Origin of the sequence: Sphingomonas carotinifaciens (genome assembly GCF_009789535.1) — a bacterium.
Taxonomy (GTDB): Bacteria; Pseudomonadota; Alphaproteobacteria; order Sphingomonadales; family Sphingomonadaceae; genus Sphingomonas; species Sphingomonas carotinifaciens.
The window spans coordinates 2205253-2223316 of record NZ_WSUT01000005.1 but is presented as its reverse complement, the minus strand read 5'-3'; the positions used below and the strand labels follow the sequence as shown (position 1 = coordinate 2223316).

The 18064-nt window shown below is 58.9% G+C and carries 16 protein-coding genes and 3 tRNA genes; 9 read left to right on the top strand and 10 right to left on the bottom strand.

What is annotated here, in order from left to right; all coding sequences use genetic code 11:
* Nucleotides 1–4: 4 nt before the first annotated feature.
* The 4 genes from GQR91_RS19795 to GQR91_RS12560 all read right to left on the bottom strand — a co-directional run bounded on the left by GQR91_RS19795 (nt 5) and on the right by GQR91_RS12560 (nt 1908).
* Entirely contained in the window at nt 5–1123 is a 1119-nt protein-coding gene (locus GQR91_RS19795) for a histidine kinase dimerization/phosphoacceptor domain -containing protein (RefSeq protein WP_149681511.1), read from the bottom strand.
* A gap of 157 nt (nt 1124–1280) precedes the next feature.
* Nucleotides 1281–1356: transfer RNA gene (locus GQR91_RS12570), tRNA-Ala, on the bottom strand.
* A 44-nt stretch (nt 1357–1400) separates the two neighbouring features.
* Nucleotides 1401–1476: transfer RNA gene (locus GQR91_RS12565), tRNA-Ala, on the bottom strand.
* 114 nt (nt 1477–1590) lie between these two features.
* Nucleotides 1591–1908: a TIGR02300 family protein gene (locus GQR91_RS12560; protein WP_112382623.1), complete on the bottom strand. Its 318-nt coding sequence runs from the start codon at nt 1906–1908 to the stop codon at nt 1591–1593.
* A 100-nt stretch (nt 1909–2008) separates the two neighbouring features.
* Here GQR91_RS12560 and aroA point away from each other — a divergent pair, with 100 nt between their 5' ends.
* The 5 genes from aroA (at nt 2009) to GQR91_RS12535 (ending at nt 6518) form a co-directional block, all read left to right on the top strand.
* Entirely contained in the window at nt 2009–3343 is a 1335-nt protein-coding gene (gene aroA, locus GQR91_RS12555; RefSeq protein ID WP_149681512.1) for a 3-phosphoshikimate 1-carboxyvinyltransferase, read from the top strand.
* On the top strand, nt 3340–3978 hold the full coding sequence (locus GQR91_RS12550) for a (d)CMP kinase (protein ID WP_149681513.1): 639 nt from the start codon (nt 3340–3342) through the stop codon (nt 3976–3978). The genes aroA and GQR91_RS12550 overlap by 4 nt, the downstream gene beginning before the upstream one ends.
* A 269-nt stretch (nt 3979–4247) precedes the next feature.
* Nucleotides 4248–5957 carry a 30S ribosomal protein S1 gene (rpsA, locus tag GQR91_RS12545; protein WP_112382313.1) on the top strand — a complete coding sequence of 570 codons (1710 nt, stop codon included), beginning with the start codon at nt 4248–4250 and terminating at the stop codon, nt 5955–5957.
* A 137-nt stretch (nt 5958–6094) separates the two neighbouring features.
* Nucleotides 6095–6373, top strand: coding sequence for an integration host factor subunit beta (locus GQR91_RS12540; protein ID WP_149681514.1), 279 nt, complete (start codon nt 6095–6097; stop codon nt 6371–6373).
* A gap of 61 nt (nt 6374–6434) precedes the next feature.
* Nucleotides 6435–6518: transfer RNA gene (locus tag GQR91_RS12535), tRNA-Leu, on the top strand.
* A gap of 28 nt (nt 6519–6546) precedes the next feature.
* On the opposite strand, the gene GQR91_RS12530 is transcribed toward GQR91_RS12535, so the two are convergent.
* The gene (locus GQR91_RS12530; protein WP_235903897.1) at nt 6547–7731 is read right to left on the bottom strand and encodes a tyrosine-type recombinase/integrase; all 1185 of its coding nucleotides are present in this window, start codon (nt 7729–7731) and stop codon (nt 6547–6549) included.
* A gap of 574 nt (nt 7732–8305) precedes the next feature.
* Here GQR91_RS12530 and GQR91_RS12525 point away from each other — a divergent pair.
* Nucleotides 8306–9655 carry a hypothetical protein gene (locus tag GQR91_RS12525; RefSeq protein ID WP_149681516.1) on the top strand — a complete coding sequence of 450 codons (1350 nt, stop codon included), beginning with the start codon at nt 8306–8308 and terminating at the stop codon, nt 9653–9655.
* A 931-nt stretch (nt 9656–10586) separates the two neighbouring features.
* On the opposite strand, the gene GQR91_RS12520 is transcribed toward GQR91_RS12525, so the two are convergent.
* Nucleotides 10587–11123, bottom strand: coding sequence for a hypothetical protein (locus tag GQR91_RS12520; protein ID WP_149681518.1), 537 nt, complete (start codon nt 11121–11123; stop codon nt 10587–10589).
* A 458-nt stretch (nt 11124–11581) separates the two neighbouring features.
* On the opposite strand from GQR91_RS12520, the gene GQR91_RS19935 reads away from it, so the two are divergent.
* Entirely contained in the window at nt 11582–11842 is a 261-nt protein-coding gene (locus GQR91_RS19935) for a helix-turn-helix domain-containing protein (RefSeq protein WP_149681519.1), read from the top strand.
* Nucleotides 11843–11852: 10 nt separating this feature from the next.
* On the opposite strand, the gene GQR91_RS12510 is transcribed toward GQR91_RS19935, so the two are convergent.
* The 3 genes from GQR91_RS12510 to GQR91_RS12500 all read right to left on the bottom strand — a co-directional run bounded on the left by GQR91_RS12510 (nt 11853) and on the right by GQR91_RS12500 (nt 14296).
* A complete protein-coding gene (locus tag GQR91_RS12510) occupies nt 11853–12398 on the bottom strand; it encodes a recombinase family protein (RefSeq protein ID WP_149681520.1) in 546 nt (181 codons plus the stop codon).
* 126 nt (nt 12399–12524) lie between these two features.
* Nucleotides 12525–12974: a hypothetical protein gene (locus GQR91_RS12505; RefSeq protein WP_149681521.1), complete on the bottom strand. Its 450-nt coding sequence runs from the start codon at nt 12972–12974 to the stop codon at nt 12525–12527.
* Entirely contained in the window at nt 12974–14296 is a 1323-nt protein-coding gene (locus GQR91_RS12500; RefSeq protein ID WP_149681522.1) for an AAA family ATPase, read from the bottom strand. The genes GQR91_RS12505 and GQR91_RS12500 overlap by 1 nt, the downstream gene beginning before the upstream one ends.
* Nucleotides 14297–15564: 1268 nt before the next feature.
* On the opposite strand from GQR91_RS12500, the gene GQR91_RS12495 reads away from it, so the two are divergent.
* Both GQR91_RS12495 and GQR91_RS12490 read left to right on the top strand, forming a co-directional pair.
* Complete coding sequence (locus tag GQR91_RS12495; protein ID WP_235903898.1) at nt 15565–16920, top strand: ABC transporter substrate-binding protein; 1356 nt, start codon at nt 15565–15567, stop codon at nt 16918–16920.
* Nucleotides 16921–16925: 5 nt separating this feature from the next.
* Nucleotides 16926–17339 (top strand): DUF4112 domain-containing protein, encoded by a 414-nt coding sequence (locus GQR91_RS12490; protein WP_149681524.1) that lies wholly within the window; start codon nt 16926–16928, stop codon nt 17337–17339.
* A 9-nt stretch (nt 17340–17348) separates the two neighbouring features.
* Here GQR91_RS12490 and GQR91_RS12485 read toward each other — a convergent pair whose 3' ends face one another.
* A complete protein-coding gene (locus GQR91_RS12485) occupies nt 17349–18062 on the bottom strand; it encodes a ribonuclease T2 family protein (RefSeq protein ID WP_149681958.1) in 714 nt (237 codons plus the stop codon).
* Nucleotides 18063–18064: the final 2 nt, after the last annotated feature.

Sequence of the window (18064 nt, the reverse complement as noted above, 5' to 3'; positions counted from 1 at the left end):
CAGATCAGCCGCGATCGGCATAGGGCATCACGACGACCAGCCGGTCGTCACCTTCGGCATGAACGTCGGCGCGCACCTGATGCCGCAAGCCGGCGAACATCCGGTCGTCCGCACCGGACAAGGTATCTAGCCCCCACATAGCGCCGTCAAACGACAGGCGCATGGCTTCGTTCCCGCTGGGGCCGACGCTTATCCGTGGTTTGTCGCCATGCCGCTTCAACAGCGCGTGGAAAAGCAGCGCCGCCGCCGCGGCCTGTTCCACCGGCGCCTCGAACCGCCCGGCCACCGAAATGCCCGCCTCCGCGCCATGCACCTGCTGGAAAACCCCGGTAAACAGCGCCGCCAGATCGACCTCGCCCAGCCCGACCGTGTCGTAGAGCGGGCGATGGGCGCTTGCCAGCACCTGCAACCGCTCGGTCGCCCGGTCGAGCGCCGCCCGCGCCGGCTGGTCGGCCTGGGCGCGTGCATCGACCGCCACCAGCCCGATCGCCACCTGAAGCGCATTGCGCACCCGGTGGTTCAACTCCTCCAGCAACCGCGCCTGCGTCTCGATACCGGCCCGCAACGCTTCCTCGATGCGCAGGCGATGCTTGGCCAAGGCGACATAGTGGCAGATCGTGTGGAGGAACCGCAGTTCGTCCTCGGTGAACCGATCCGCCCAGCGCCGGCCGAAGCCCAGCGTGCCCAGCAGGTCGCTGCCATGGATGAGCGGCGCACAGGCATAAGCGTCCAGTCCCAGGTCGCGCACGAAGTCATAGAGCGAGTCGCTCGACCGCTGCACGCCGACCGCGTGAATGGCCTTCCGCGTGCTGGCCGCACAGCCGCACACCGCCTGCCCCAAGGCCAGTTCGCGGCCGTGATCGGCCTCCTGCGCCGTCAGCCCGCCATGCGCCTCCAGGACCAGGCGATCGCCCTCCAACCGATAGTTGAAGAAGACGTCCAGTCGCAATTCGGTACGGATCAGCTCGAAAAGTTCGTCGATCATCCGGGCGGGATCGTCCGCGCCCATCAATCGGTCGGTCACCTCTGCGATCAGCGTCAGATATCGCCGCGGAAGCGAAGGGTCGATCGCTGCATCGTCAATCGGCGTAGCGGTGGTGTCGTTCCACACAGGTCCAGCCATGGATGTGCGGATAATCCCATCGGGTCATGCTGCGCAACCATTTCGACGAGAATAATTGTCGGGGTATTGCAGCAACTTGCACGCATTGCGGCGCGACAGCCGCCGTGCGGCATCACCGCCATGGGTCGTCGCGTGCCGGATCGGGTCAGGATTGGAATGGTGGAGCCGAGGGGGATCGAACCCCTGACCTTCGCAATGCCATTGCGACGCTCTCCCAGCTGAGCTACGGCCCCGGTTTCGCGCGGAACCACGCGAAGATATGGTCGGACGGTCGGGATGGTGGAGCCGAGGGGGATCGAACCCCTGACCTTCGCAATGCCATTGCGACGCTCTCCCAGCTGAGCTACGGCCCCTTATCCGTCCGGGAGGCAGCCCAGTAGCGGGGCCGCCCGATCTTGGCAAGCGCCCTTTCGGGGCGCCTGCCAAGTTATCCACAATTATCGCGGATCAACCGCGATATCGGTCGATCAATGCTCGTCGTCTTCCTTGGACGCCTCGACGCCCAGATCGTCGTCACCGCCCAGATCGACCTCGTCGTCGGCCGAGGGCTCTTCGTCCTCACCGGTGATGTCCAGATCCTCGTCGTCCCCGCCCAGATCGGAATCGGGCTTGGCATCGGGCTTGGCCTGCTCGAAGGGCAGCGGCTGCTTGGACTTCAGGATCGGTTCCGGCTCCCACTGCGTACCGCAGTTGATGCAGGTGACGGGATCGTCCTTTTCGAGGTCGTAGAAACGCGTCGCGCATTTCGGGCACGTACGCTTCGTGCCCCATTCCGGCTTGATCATGCCGTTCAACACCTTTCGGATTGGGATTTCGCGGGAGGTTCCCCCACGAACTGGTGCGCGCCTTGCCATAGCGCAAGGCGGCTGTCAAAAGCCCGCGCCCATGGCGCATTCTTCTTCGCAACCCCGCACGATCGCATCCCGCGGCCCCTTGAACGGCACCGTCGCGGTGCCCGGCGACAAGTCGATCAGCCATCGCTCGCTCATGCTCTCCGCGCTGGCGATCGGTGAAAGCCGCGTCGACGGCCTGCTGGAGGGCGAGGATGTGCTCGCCACCGCCGCCGCGATGCGGGCGATGGGGGCGGACATCGTGCGCGAGGACAGCGGCACCTGGCGTATCCACGGCGTCGGCGTCGGCGGGCTGCTCCAGCCGGCGGGCGCGCTCGACATGGGCAATTCCGGCACCTCGACCCGGCTGCTGATGGGACTGGTCGCCTCCCATCCGATCACCGCCACCTTTGTTGGCGACGCTTCGCTCTCCGCACGCCCGATGGGCCGGGTGATCGAGCCGCTGGCCGCGATGGGCGCCAGCTTCTCGGACACGCCCGGCGGGCGCCTGCCGCTGATGGTGCGCGGGATCGCACCGGCGGTGCCGATCCGCTACACGCTGCCCGTCGCCTCCGCCCAGGTGAAGTCGGCGATCCTGCTCGCCGGGCTCAACACGCCCGGCGTGACCGAAGTGATCGAGCCGATCGCGACGCGCGATCATAGCGAGCGCATGCTGCGCGGCTTCGGCGCGGACCTGACCGTGGAGGATATGCCGGAGGGCAAGCGCATCGCGATCCGCGGGCAGGCGGAACTGCGTCCGCAGGCGATCACCGTCCCGGGCGATCCCTCGTCCGCCGCATTCTGGCTCGTCGCTGGCTCGGTCGTGCCGGGATCGGACATCACCATCACCAATGTCGGCATGAACCCGACGCGCACCGGTATCATCACCGCGCTGAGGATGATGGGCGCCGACATCACCGAGATCGCGCCGCGCACCGTCGGCGGCGAGCCGGTGGCCGATCTGCGCGTCCGCCATGCGAGCCTGACCGCGATCGAGGTGCCGCCCGAACTGACGCCGAGCATGATCGACGAATATCCCGTGCTGTTCGTCGCCGCCGCCTTTGCGACCGGCACCACCGTGGCGCGCGGCGCACACGAACTGCGCGTCAAGGAGTCGGACCGCATCGCCACCATGGCCGCCGCCCTGAACGCCTGCGGGGTCACCACGCGCGAGTTCGAGGATGGCCTTGCTGTCGACGGATCGGGCGGCGATCCCCTGCCCGGCGGCGCGACCATCGCCACCAGGCTCGACCACCGCATCGCGATGAGCATGACGGTCGCGGCGCTTCATGCGCGAGCGGCAATCACGCTGGACGATGCCGCCCCGGTCGGCACCAGCTACCCGATCTTCTTCGCCACCCTCGATCGCCTGATGGGAACGGACGCATGATCATTGCCGTCGATGGACCCGCCGCCAGCGGCAAGGGAACGATCGCCAAGGCGCTCGCCCGCCATTTCGGCTTGCCACATCTGGATACCGGGCTGCTCTACCGGGCGGTCGCCGCCACCGTTCGCCGGCTCGATCTCGACCCCTCGCGCGAGGCGGATGCGGTCGCCGCCTGCGACTTCGACGAACTGACGCTGGCCGATCCGTCCCTGCGCGATGACGAAACCGGGCAACTCGCCTCGATCGTGTCGGCGCATCCGCTGGTCCGCGCGGCCCTTCTCCAGCGGCAGAAGCGGTTCGCGCATCAGCCCGGTGGCGCGATCCTCGACGGGCGCGACATCGGCACCGTCATCGCGCCCGACGCCGATGCCAAGCTGTTCGTGAAGGCCAGTCCCCAGGTGCGCGCCCGCCGCCGCCACGCCGAACTTACCGGCCGCGGCAGCGAGGCGAGCTTCGACCAGGTGCTTGCCGACATCCGGGCCCGCGACGCCCGCGACAGCGCCCGCGCCACCGCCCCCCTCACCCAGGCCGCCGACGCCGCCGCGCTCGACACCAGCAACCTGACGATCGACGCCTCCGTCGCCCGCGCCATCGCCCTGGTCGAGGCCCGCCTCGCCGCCCGCGCCGCCGACGCCTGAGCCACGCCGGGGCCGACCTTGCCCCGGGTTCCGATTTGACGTATATCAATGGCATCCTGCGGGCTCGGACTCGCGGAGGCAGGCGCGTCGGGCATGGCCCCACGCGCCATTTTCGCATTGATGACCGAATGATCGTCGGTGCGGGCCTTTGCGGGAAAACGGTCCGTATGGATGCCGCATCGGCATGGGGCCGGCGCGGCAGTTTGTGGCCAAGACCAGCGGAACCAACCGCTTGGCCGGAAACGACCAACCAGGAACGTTAAACCCTTATGGCAACCCAGGTACAGCCCACCCGCGACGATTTCGCGGCGATGCTCGATGACATGTTCGGCGGCGCCGACAGCTTCGAGGGTCGCGTCGTGCACGGCACCGTGACCGCGATCGAAAACGACCTCGCCGTCATCGACGTCGGCTTGAAGTCCGAAGGCCGCGTGCCGCTCCGCGAGTTCGCCGCCCCCGGCCAGAAGGCCGATCTGAAGGTCGGTGACGAAGTCGAAGTCTATGTCGACCGCGTCGAGAACATGCATGGCGAAGCGATGCTCAGCCGCGATCGCGCCCGCCGCGAAGCCGCATGGGACAAGCTGGAACTCGAATTCTCGAAGTCGGCCCGTGTCGAGGGCGTGATCTTCGGCCGCGTGAAGGGCGGCTTCACCGTCGACCTGAACGGCGCGGTGGCCTTCCTCCCCGGCAGCCAGGTCGACATCCGCCCCGTGCGCGACGTCACCCCGCTGATGGACATTCCGCAGCCCTTCCAGATCCTGAAGATGGACCGCAAGCGCGGCAACATCGTCGTGTCGCGTCGCGCCGTTCTCGAAGAAACCCGCGCCGAGCAGCGTTCGGGCCTCATCCAGAGCCTCGCCGAGGGTCAGATCATCGAGGGCGTCGTCAAGAACATCACCGATTACGGTGCGTTCGTTGATCTCGGCGGCATCGACGGCCTGCTGCACGTCACCGACCTCAGCTACAAGCGCGTCAATCACCCGTCCGAGATGATCAACATCGGCGACACGGTGAAGGTGCAGATCATCCGCATCAACAAGGACACGCAGCGCATCTCGTTGGGCATGAAGCAGCTCGAGAGCGATCCGTGGGACGGCGCGAGCGCGAAGTACCCGGTCGGCGCCAAGCTGTCGGGCCGCGTCACGAACATCACCGAATATGGTGCGTTCGTCGAGCTGGAGCCGGGCATCGAGGGCCTGGTCCACGTGTCGGAAATGTCCTGGACCAAGAAGAACGTCCATCCGGGCAAGATCGTGTCGACTTCGCAGGAAGTGGACGTGGTGGTGCTTGAGGTCGATCAGGACAAGCGCCGCATCTCGCTGGGCCTGAAGCAGGCACAGGCCAATCCGTGGGAGGCGTTCGCCGCCGCGCACCCGATCGGCTCGACCGTCGAGGGCGAAGTCAAGAACGCGACCGAGTTCGGCCTGTTCATCGGCCTGGACAACGATGTCGACGGCATGGTCCACATGTCCGACATCGCCTGGGGCGTCTCTGGTGAGGACGCGCTGGCGCTGCACCGCAAGGGTGAGAGCGTTCAGGCGATCGTGCTCGACATCGATCCGGAGAAGGAGCGCATCTCGCTCGGCATGAAGCAGCTCGAGCGTGGCGGCCCCGTCGTCGGCAGCCCGGCAGCCGCCGGCGACCGCCTTGGCAAGAACCAGGTCATCACCGTCACCGTTCTCGAAGTCCGCGACGCGGGCCTCGAAGTGCAGGCGGGCGACGATGGTTCGACCGGCTTCATCAAGCGTACCGATCTGGGTCGCGACCGTGACGAGCAGCGCCCCGAGCGCTTCCAGGTCGGCCAGAAGTTCGACGCGATGGTGACCGGCTTCGACCGCTCCAAGAAGCCGACCTTCTCGGTCAAGGCGATGCAGATCGCCGAAGAGAAGCAGGCTGTGGCGCAGTACGGCTCGTCCGACTCGGGCGCGTCGCTGGGCGACATTCTGGGTGAAGCACTGAAGGCCCGCGGCCAGAAGTAATTTACCTCAGGGCAGGCGCCTTGTGCTTTTATGGCACAGGGCGCCTGCTTTTTTTTGCATGCGAAGACATTTTCACAGAGCAAATTATTCATTATAACGTTTGCATAAGGGGATGATAATCGGAGGGGATGTTGTCGATGATCCGGTCGGAATTGGTGCAAAAGATCGCGGGCGAAAATCCGGAACTCACGCCGCGCGAAGTTGAGTTGATCGTGACGACGTTTTTCGACTCGATCACTCGGCGTTTGAGCGAGAATGGTCGCGTGGAACTGCGCGGCTTCGGCGCCTTCTCCACCCGCCCCCGCGATGCTCGCACCGGCCGGAACCCGCGCACCGGCGAACAGGTCGCCGTCGATGCCAAGCGCGTACCCTATTTCAAACCCGGCAAGGAAATGCGCGCACGCCTGAACGTGTGACGGATGGATGTCGATCACGGCTTGACGCGCGCGTCGCGCTCGTCTTGGTCAGACATCGTGTGCGGGCGTGGCGGAATCGGTAGACGCTGCCGACTTAAAATCGGCTTCCCATGGAGTGCGGGTTCGAGTCCCGCCGTCCGCACCAACAAGCAAGCCCCTGCAATTGCTGTACTTTAAGCTATCGTCGCCGCCAAAGCCGCCCCCCTCGGCGAAAGCGCGTGTAATTCCGGTGTAATCAGATCAGGGAAGGCGTTGTCGATCGCCGATATGGCTGTGTCGATATGCTGCCCGTGTATGTGGACGTAGCGAAGCACCATTGCCAGCGTCTTGTGCCCACTGATCCTTTGTACGGTCGGCAGGTCCACTCCCGCCTTAACGAGACGGGTTATGGCAGTATGTCGCATGACGTGCGGCGTAACCTTGTCGGGTAGCAACCCCGCCCGGATGACTGCCCGCTGGAAGGGCTTTGCCATACTGATCCTATGGGGTTGTTTCGCGAGAGAGCGTCCGCTTGGAAATAGCCAAACAGCCCCGTCACCATCGGCCTGCTGCTGTCGTTTTAGGAACGCTACTAGGGCAGGCGTAATAGGCTGCTCCCGCTCGCCAGCCTTAGCCTCCGGTATGAAAATGCGACGAGTTTCATAGTCGATATTTTCGTAGCGGACCCTGAGGATCTCACTATGCCGCATGGCTGTATTTAGGCCGAACGCTACAAACAACCATAGGTGGGGATCGTGGTCTGCTATAGCAGCCTTCATCAAGGCCTGAATGTTGGCATCGGATAGGATGACAATCGGTTTACGCGGTTCTTGGCCTTTTTCTATGTCGGGCAGGCTTTCGGGCTTGATCCATTGCCACTTCGCCATACGGCGCATCAGGTGCGATAGAGTTGCCAACTCGCGGTTCACCGTCGCTTGCTTAAAGCCGAGTGCTAGCCGCATAGACGTGTAATCTTGGACAAGCGCTGTAGTTATGCGGTCAGCCCGATATGATCCGAAAAAGGGTACTAGCAGTTGATCGACATGCTGACGTTTGGCCTTCATGTTTTTTCCGCCGGTCTCATCCAGTCTCTGGATATAGGCCGGGGCCAATTCGGCGAATGTTGGATGACTCTTCCGCCCCATAGGTAGGTCCAAGCGCCCTTCCCTCGCCTTGGTTCTAAAGGCCTCGATTGCCTGCTCCACCTGTAGCCGAGTGACGCCCTCACTCTCCTTACCAATGACCCGGTGGATACGCTGTCCATCCACCATGACGTTCACGCTATAGCGTACGTCGCCAGTCGGCGTGCGGGTAACCGTGATCCCATGCTCGCGGATAGTACCTCCCGGAAGCAAAGCTTTGATGCCGGACTTTGTCACTAGCTTAAACTTTAGAGACAATGCTCGATCCTACAAAAGGCGTACAGTAGTGACGAGAAGTCTTTAGATAAGACCTAAGCTAAGGACTTTCCCGCCGCGCCGAAATCTCGCAAAGGCGAGTCGCGGACGCAATCCAGCGTCTCGCACTATACAGGCAGAGCATCAAGATGGATTCACATGCAGTTCGTACAACACCGGACGGTCGTCTTTCGCGCCGCGACGCCGCGTTGTTTCTCGGCATATCTACAAAGACTCTCGGTAACTGAGCCTATCGTGGCCTCGGCCCTCGATACACTAAAGTATCTAACAGATGCTTCTATTATGTGCCTGACCTTGAAGTACTTATACAGAGCCATTTTACTTCTGGTAAGCCGTCATAGGTGGTGAGCTTTCGTTATACCGCAACGTTAAACGTCAAACGTTCGGCACGGCGTCGTCGAAATTGCCATTTTATGAACAGGTAAGCGCTGTCAAAGCTCTTCCTTCTTTAATGATGTTGACCATTGTTAACATAATTTCGAACACGTCTTGTATTTTCAATAATATCATAAACATTTATAAGGATAAATAAACATTGTACTGCACAATCACCAATATTGATTGCGAAAGGTCGATTATTTTAGGACATGGCAATGATCCGCATCAAATTGTTCCTACATTAAGCCAGCCTTCTATATACATGACTTTACTGTCGCGTACCGACACCGCTGCAAGCGCCATTTCTGTCAAAAGACTAGCATATATGATACATGACAACTCAAAATCACCATCTAAAGCTTACATTCTTGCCCTTGGAGCAACGATTTTTGACCTTTTGCGTGCAGCAGCTTACCAGCCGCTACGATCATGCTTTAGGCCTATGGCGTCGGGTAGTTTCTCGCACTGTCCAATAGGATACAAGATCTTTAAGCGGGTTTTAGATGACCTAATGGCCAAAGGCTTTATCGATGTTACGAAGGGATGGAAGGGGCTACGACGGGATCAGGGAGCTGTAACTCGCATTCGCATAACAACGCTAATGCTTGAACAACTTCTAAAGGATGGACTTACACCTAAGAATGTGATCCATCATTTCACATGCCCCTCTCTAATTCCCCCCGCCGCGACAGAATGTCCAATCAAGCTGAAAGGCTCCTCGTATAGAATTAAAGGGAAGAAGTTTCCGGCCGCTAATATGTACATTAACCGGGACGATCCTACCTTTCAGGCTTTGTCCTCTACTATGATCGCTATCAATAGTTTTCTTTCCGAACATCATTTATCATTGGGTAATGACGATCCCTTATCCTATTTTAACGGATTACAACGCATCTTCCATCTTGGCGACAAATCCTACTTTAAGTGGAATAAGAGTGGACGCCTCTACGGCTATGGCCATTGCTATCAATCTCTTTCGAAGGAAGACCGCAAAGGCCTATCCATCAACAAAGAAAGGGTTGCAGAAATCGACATCTCCGCCTGCTTTGCAACAATATTACATAGCATAAAGAAGCTTCCTATCCCTAACCGCAGTGATCTTTACGGCGGGGTAGATGTTCCTCGGGCTATCATGAAAGACTATGTTAATGCCGCACTGGGGGCAGGTCGGTTTCCAAGCCGTTGGACGAAGGAACACAAGGAAAAGCACGGCTTCGATCTACAAAAGCGTTTTCCTATAAATATAATAAAGGAAAAGGCGGTAAATATTCTTCCCATTTTAGATTGCTGGGGAGAAGGTGAAATTAGTTGGGCAGATTTACATTATTTAGAAAGCAGCATTATTGTTGATGCCATTTCTAGCTTGATGAAAGATCATGGCATTCCATGCTACCCGGTTCATGATTCGATCATAATCCCGGAATCTAAAACAGAACTAGCAAAACAATGCCTTTATAACTCATTTGTAAAATTTACGGGAGTAGAACCGACACTAAAGATAAAATAGCATTATTATTATTTCCTCCCCCCCACTCCACTCCATACGAGTAACCTTTTTACGATTTTGACGCCAACAAGCAGGAAGGCACAATCCGGCTAAAGTGTCTTCATATCGAAAAATCGATTTTAAGCCTTATACAGCGCCTTTCCGGATTGCAGGGGTCTGCCCAGCCTCATGCCGGCTATACGTTGCCTACGAGGCTTATAATCGAAAACAGGGGCATGTGAGCTTAGGATCGCTCGGCGGCTTGGCTGAGAAGGGTTCGGAGTTTCGGTGTCGAACTTCCTCTAAGACATACCCTGTCCTACGATCGAAGTTGTGGTTCAGATCCGAGCGGCAAGGTCATCGACGCCTATCATCCACGCCCGCGACAAAGCATTTAGCTCGGCGCGGCATATCCGGTCGCCATAGGCTATCCCCATCAACCTAGCAGCAGGTATGCCGGTTAGAGGCGACAGCGATGCAATTGGTGTAGCCTTCTGTCCCATCCATGCATCAAACCAGTAGCTGCCTGACTGGATAGCGTAGGCAACCGGATGTGATGGTGCCCACGTATCTTACCGCTTGATTACCGGCTGTTCGCCCTTCCTACGGCTCATAGAAGGTCGGGAAGGGACAGTTGGGTATATGGAGCGGCAATGACAGCTCTTGCCCTTCGAGCGGCCCCTACAGCCTGCCTATAGTGAATTGTCCCGTACCGCTCGGCTTCATCGAACGGCAGTGCTGTCCACTCGTCGCTTGGATAGCATTCGTCGTAAATGACCCTTGCGGCATCTCGAAGCTGGCAATCGTGATGCATATCCCTTCCCTTCACCGGCGGCGGCACTACACCGCCGCCGACAATGGTAGAACATAGCAAGAACATGCTGCAACTGGGTTATGCGCCAGGCAAACGATGCCCCCTCGATACGGCTTGCCCGATAGAGGAGCATCGCTTTTACAGCTCCATCGGCGGCAAATCGGATACGTTAAGGTCGTCTATCGTCAGGTTATCTAGCCGCATTCCCCCGCCGTCCGTATCTCCCGAGGGCATGTCTTCGACAGCGCCCGGAAAGCCACGTATATGGTGATCCAGTGCCCGCGCCTCGATCTGCGCACAGGTCAACGGATGGCTTAGTGCATAGCGACGGGCCATTGCGAACGTGTCGCCCAAATTTGGATTATCGTAGAGGTTTCCCGACTCAACTGTAACATTGAAGCCGCCGCCGATCGCCTGCGCTAGGAACAGGCGCTTACCGGTCATGCCTCCCATGCTGTTCCGGGCATTTACCAGACCCGCTACATAACGAAGCTTACCGTCCTCGTCGCAGCGTTCGACATCGGAGAAAATGGCGGAAGAAGGATCAACAAGGCGTTCCCTTACATCCCGCTTAGCTCGCTCCACGTCGCTGAAATGCCAAGCCGCATAGCTACCAGTACCTACAATCGAAGCGACTGCCACGGCGGCGGCGGCAAATTTGATCCCCTTTTTCACAGGCAGCCCCGGATAGCCCGGTCAACCCGATCATCGTAGGCCGCCGATGCCGTGTAGCTAACCTTCCGCGCACTACCTACCTCTTCGATGCGGATGGCGAACGGTCGTCCTACCCATAGGTCAGTAACACCCTCTCCATGAAGCAGATGCGGGCTGCCAAGCTCGCTTGTTACCGATCCGATGCAATATTCGAGGGCTAGAGAGGTCTTAGCGCTAGTGAATGTCCCCTTCACCGGGCGCTTCCACAATTCGGGCAAGCTTTCGGCGTGCGCTACACCCGTCAGCAGCCACCCTGATGATGCAGCCGCGACCGCGAGCTTCATCCAAATCGATTTATGCATATAGCGCCCCCAATTCGAACGGACACACGGCCCGACCACTAAAGGCTTATGTCCCCATCATGGGGACAGTGGCAACATCGAAATAGCTACCCGCCTTAATGGAAGGCGGTCACGACGATGCAGCGCGGTTGGGTGATTTCGCCGGATTATCGGGCGCTGGTAGATGCTCTGGCAGCACAACGTCGCCATCTAGGGGTTAGTCAACGCGAACTGGCTCGTCGCCTTGGCAAACCCCCTTCGTTCGTTAACAAAATTGAGCTTTTCGAACGCCGATTAGACGTAATTGAGTTTATCGCTGTATCGGAAGCCCTAGGGCACCGCCCTGGTACGCTGCTTGATAATCTGCGGGACAACCTACCCAGTAATGTAACGATCTAATTCCGATACCTTAACAGCTCAGTGCTCGGTAAACACTAGCCCGTCCAATCGCCAGCCGCTTTGCTATTTCGGTAGCGCCGACACCCGATGCATGTAAGCTTTTTACCTGTTGCACGTCCACGGACGGTGTGCGTCCCTTATATACCCCAGCGGCCTTCGCCTTGTTGATACCTTCCATTTGGCGTTCGCGACGGATCGCGGTTTCGAACTGCGCGAAAACGCCAAGCATCTGTAAGAAGGCCACCCCGGCAGGCGTCGACGTATCGATGGGCTGCTCTGTCGCCCGCAGGTAAGCGCCGCGATCCTTTAGCGTGGCTACGATCTTCTCCAAATCAGCTACCGACCGGGCAAGGCGATCGACGCGCGTTACCAGAAGCGTATCGCCCGAACGAATGAACGAAAGGATGGTATCGAGTTCGATGCGCCCCTCGACCGTTGTGCCGGATCGACGCTCGGAACGAATGATCCCACAACCGGCGGCCCGCAACGCATCCTCTTGGATGGCACAATCTTGGTCATCCGTGGAAACCCGAGCGTAACCGATGATGGTAGACAAGGCGAAACGTCCCAATAGCCTCTAGACCATCTCCTTAGAACGTCTCGCAGCCGCAGAGTCAACCCTAATGAGACACATACAACGTCTTACGCGGCTGTCTCGCTAGCGTATACGTTGCGAGGCAATTTACTTTCGGCCGTTAATCGCCGCGATTTGATGAATATCAAATTCACCCCGATCGCAAACAACATGAAAGCCTGCTTTATACCGGGCAGCCGCCTTTTGCTTGGCTTTGGCAACAAACGTGTCAAATCGCGGGAAACGTTTGCAGATCACCAGAAATCCGAGGTTTTTATGGCATATATTCTTAACTTCCAATCTTTCTACGGAAGCGAATAGCTGTTCGACAGCATGATCCACATTCTTGCCCTTCAATTCGACAAATACCGAACAGCTGTCTTCCTTGGTTATTAAATAGTCTGCACGCATACCGTCATTTATTAGGCAGCCATCTACCTCAGTTACCGTATATTCGTCGCGTGATTCATTCAGAAAAATGGCTTTTCTACCGTTTTCTTCGATCTTTATCTTGGAGTCATTTTTTCTTACGGAGCAAACTTTCGCTTTTTTTGCCATTATAGTTCCGCCTCAATGGCAAGCAGGTCAGAGAACTGGTCGGAAATATCCTCCGATATACAATCAAGATATCGTGCATCAATAAGACCATCTTCATCAATCAAGTTAACTATTTGGTTATCTTGAATTGAAAGAGCAGAAAGGTTCTTCTCTATTAACCAGCATTCTCTAGGAACGATGGAGTTTATGTCCTGATTACGCTTTTTTCTTTTCGATAGCTGCCCAGCTTTGAGGAAAACGTTCAGCTTACTCATTATATATGGGCTATGCGTAGTTATAACCAAGCTGCGCTGATTGCGTTCTGAAGCGACAGAACCTATAAGGAATTCCATCAACTGACTTTGTGCGGTTGGAAAAAGATGCGCTTCTGGCTCCTCGATATAGATAAGCTCCCGGACTTTACGCGGTTTTATATTTCTCGCGCTCCTTAAAGCATCCAATTCGCCAAAATAGTCTATCAACGACCACATAGGCAGTAGTTCTTGCTGGCCACTAGACAGGGCGGTAAATGGTATCTTACGCCCGTCACTTGTCTCTACAAATTCGTTTTCGTCCTGAAATACAACCTGACCCCCAAATAGCTTTTCCATAAAGCTACTTCTTCTCTCTAAAAAGTCGGTTCCCAGACGATGCGCGATGCCGCTACCATACCTCCGAGATGAGCGATCTCTCATGCCCGCAAAAAGTTTTGCGAATTTAATAGTTACCGGATCTAAGCTTCCCGCCTGTTCAAATCCTGCTACTAAACGGCCAATACTTGTAAAGAATGCACGACCAGCAGGTATAAATGTTTGCTGCGAAAGATACTCATCTCCTAAAGCTTTGTGCATCCTGTCCATTGCATACTGCCGCGCCCGCATATCCTGATCTATTACTGCCGATACAGATATATTGTCCTCATACGACAGCAGAACCTTTTCGCGGACATCCTTGAATGATTTAGAAGCAGCACTGTAATACTGAACAAACCAGTCAGAGAATGTTATAGATACTTCATCTGACAGGCGCTTATTTAGGCGTCGACGTAGCACGCGCACAGCAAAAGAACCTGCGGTATAGCTGATGTTGAATCGCCCATTTCCCCAAGCAGAAGGTGGGAACCATATAGCAAATTGCTTTGTCAGAAGGCGTTTAACGTCTTCGATACTGTCACCTCTCTCCGCATACTGCAGCGAGTTGTTAAGTATATCGGAAAAGAAGTAAAATAGTTTTGTCGTAACGCTTTTTCCGCTTCCCTGCGGACCAATAATGACATTTACCGGAGCTAAGGTGAAGTTAGCTTCGCGCAAACATGAAAACTCACTCACCGTCAGAGTAGGCATCTACCGTGTCTCCGTCAAAACTTAAGGGTGTGCCAAAATAGCGAAACAAACAAAACTACAAAGCCCGACACGAAACTTGCGCATAGTGCCAGAACCCTTTTCCTTCCTACTTCCAAAGATCTAGATGATGGAATGCCCGCGTAGCGATCAGGTGAACCTATACTGCTGGTTATTGAGTTTGTGGTTGCATGAAAGCGAGGAACGTCCGCGGTATCAAACACTAGCTTTATAGAAAGCCTTCTTCCCGGAGCAATCCTAACTACATCAACAACTAGGCAGCCGTGGGCCAGTACGGCGCTATCTACGAGCATACCGCCATCATTCTCGGTAATAATTTTGAATGAACTGATTCTATTTCGCTTCTGCTTAGGATATATATCTACTTTGAACGGTCGCATCGTAGACGATCTGTTGCGAAGTTCGATTTGCCACTCGTGCGACCCTTTGGATAGGGACGCAGTAGCGGGGTAGCAGATCGCGGTAAATCGGTGGCGCAGCCTGGTCCACAAGGCTTGGAGTCCTGCCGGCGCAAACAAGAACGCAGCCACGGCTGTGATGGTCCGAATCCAGTCGGACCAGTCCTTTAGCTCAACCCCACCCAATGAGCGCCCTCCCGATCGCGTTGTGCCTGATCCTAATCCATTGTCAAAGATGACATTTGGTAAAAACTGGCAAACGCCGTTGCCGGACATGTATGGTTAGGGAGGTGCACGGCTTCTTTGCGTCCGGCGGAATGAGGGGCATCACAGCAACGGCACCACCACTAACCGCCTATGCGGCACAAAACCGAGACACGTTGTAGGATAGTATGTTTGTTGATCCGCAGCCATGATAGCTTACTTGCAAAACCCGCTATTGGCACAGGCAATTGACGGAACGCGAGTTAGCCATACGGTTGATCGTAGGCGCCGCACGCGATTATGCGACATGTGCGAACGCCGCTGCCTTGCTCTCCGTTTGTGGAAGACGGACAGAAGGACGCGGGTCACTGCGTCATGGGGTTCGGAGAAGCGAACTCCGTGTAAATCCTGTGTAATCATTCCGGGAACAAGAGGGTAAAAGCGGGTTATCGCTACCACCCTCATCCGCCAAAAAGGGCAGCCAAGTGTATGTTTTTCAGTCGAAAAGGGAAAGATCGGGCACTTCCCAAACATCGACTTAAAATCGGCTTCCCATGGAGTGCGGGTTCGAGTCCCGCCGTCCGCACCATTGCGGTCGCGCTGGCTCTTTTGTCCTCCGGCTGCGAACGCCGCCGTGACAGCGGCCCGGTGATCGTCAGTGCCATCGGGCAGCCGCCGGCTGCCGGTCACCGCGATTGGCCGCAGCGACTGCTGGTCGACGCCACCGCCCAGGGGCTGGTGCGCTTCGATGCCGCCGGCCAGATCGAGCCGGGGCTGGCCGAGCGATGGATCGTCACCGACAATGGTGGCTCCTACATCTTCCGCCTGCGCGAGGCGAGCTGGGCGGATGGTCGCCCGGTGACCGCCGAACAGGTGGTGGATATCCTGCAGGGTCGTCTGCGCGCCGCGGCCGATCATGCGCTGCTGCCGTTCCTGACCGCGATCGACGAGGTCGTGGTGATGACGCCGCAGGTGATCGAGGTCCGCCTCGCGCGTCCCCGCCCCGATCTGCTCAAGCTGTTCGCGCAGCCCGAACTCGCCATCATCCGTTCGCGCGCCGGTGGCGGCACCGGGCCGATGCGCGTCTCCGCGCTACGCTCCGCCGCCCCCCTCCTCCGCCCCATCCCCGACCCCACCCGCGCCGAACCCGAAGACAGCCCCACACCCACGCCGGAGGAAGAGGTCAGGCTGATCGGCGAGCGGGCGTCGCTGGCGTTGGTGCGGTTCGGGCGGCGGGAGTCGGATCTGGTGAGCGGGGGCACGATCGCCGACTGGCCGCTCGTCGCGTTGAGCGGAGCGCCGCCGGCAACGGTGCGGCTCGATCCGGCGGCCGGTCTGTTCGGGCTGGCGGTGGTGCGGCGCGAAGGCTTTCTGGCCGATGCGGCGAACCGTCAGGCGCTGTCGCAGGCGTTCGACAGGGCGACGCTGGTGGCGAGCCTGGCGCGCGGGTGGGAGCCGATGGACAGGCTGCTGCCCGAGGCGCTGGACTCGGGCGCGCCGCCGCAAGTGCCTGGCTGGTCGCTGCAAACGCTGGACCAGCGCCGCGCCGATGCACGCACGCGGGTCGCCGGCTGGGGTAGTCCGGTGCGGCTGGCAATCGCCCTTCCCGACGCGCCGGGCACCCGGCTGCTTTATGCGCAGATCGCCGCGACCTTGCAGGCGATCGGCATCGTCAGCGTCCGGGTCAAACCGGCCGAGCCGGCCGATCTGCGACTGGTGGATGCGGTGGCGCCGTATGACAGCGCACGCTGGTATCTCGCCACCGCCTGCCGCCCGTGCAGCGAGGCGGCGCAAGCGGCGCTGGAACAGGCGCGGCTGGCCCCGACGCTTGGCGACAGGGCACAGGCGCTTGCCGCTGCCGATATCGCGATGAACCAGGACGCGGCCTTTATCCCGCTGGCACGCCCACTGCGCTGGTCGCTGGTGGCATCGCGACTGCGGCAATGGCAACCCAATGCGCGCGCCTGGCATCCATTGAACCGGCTGCGTGCCGACACCAATTGATCGTCATGACCGCACGCATCGATCCCCGCATCTTCGACAGCCTTCCCATGGGTCGCGACGTGGCTTCGGTCCGGCGCCGGATCGAGGCGCTGGAGGCGGTGCTAGAGCGGATGTTCGTCATTCCCGGCATCAACCGTCCGGTCGGGCTCGACGCGATCGTCGGCCTGATCCCGGTGGTCGGTGACGTCATCGCGGCGGCCATGGGTAGCTGGCTGGTTTGGGAAGCGCGCAACCTGGGGTTGTCCAGGTTCCAGATGGCGCGGATGATGGGCAATGTCGGCTTCGACGCCGTGTTGGGCCTGGTGCCGTTCGTCGGCGACGCGGCCGACATCTATTTCCGGTCGAACACCCGCAACCTGCGCATCATCAGGCGCCATCTGGACAAGCATCACCCCGCCGGCGTCGTGCTGGAGGGGTGAGCCGGTCGGTCAGCGTCCGCCGCGCCAGATTCTGAGCGACGATGAGGGGCTGACCCCGCCCTGATGCGCCGGGCAGCGCGTGTAGCGGAATGCGGTGTCGAGGCAGATCCACAATTCGTCCAGCCAGCCGTCGCGCGTGGCGGTGACCCGCATCATGTCCGCCCTCAGGCCCGGGTTGGCCCGCGCCATCGCCTGCGCAAAGCCCCCCGCGGTCAGCTCGCGCCGCGACAGCGCCTCCATGTCCGGATAGCGCAGCCGCCCGTAGAGCGCATTGGACTGGCGGAAGTAGCGCGCCGGGCTGTACCCGCTCATGCAGGTGCCATGCTTGGCCCATTCATGCTGCATCAACTGCGCCGACGGGGTCGCACAGATATGCCGGCGAACCACCGCAGCCGGGATCAGCCCGGTCGGGCGGCAATATTGCGGCCACGTCGCCCCCTTGCCGTCGGGCCAAAGCCCATGCAGCGTGAAGCCGAAGCGGTTGGCCGAGCCGCATTGAAACGACCCGCCATCGCCATGATCCCGGCAATATTGCGGGCTCCAGGTGATCGCCAGCGTATAGCTGCCGATGGGAACCACGCGGCGTGGCTGCTTGTCGGTGGGCAGGTCGGGCCGGATACGCTGCGGCGCCTGCGGCGCGGAGCAGCTATAGGCCTGCGCCTGCGCCGCGACCGGCAACAGCAGCGCGGTGGCGGCCAGCCCGCGCAGGATCACGTGCTTCATCG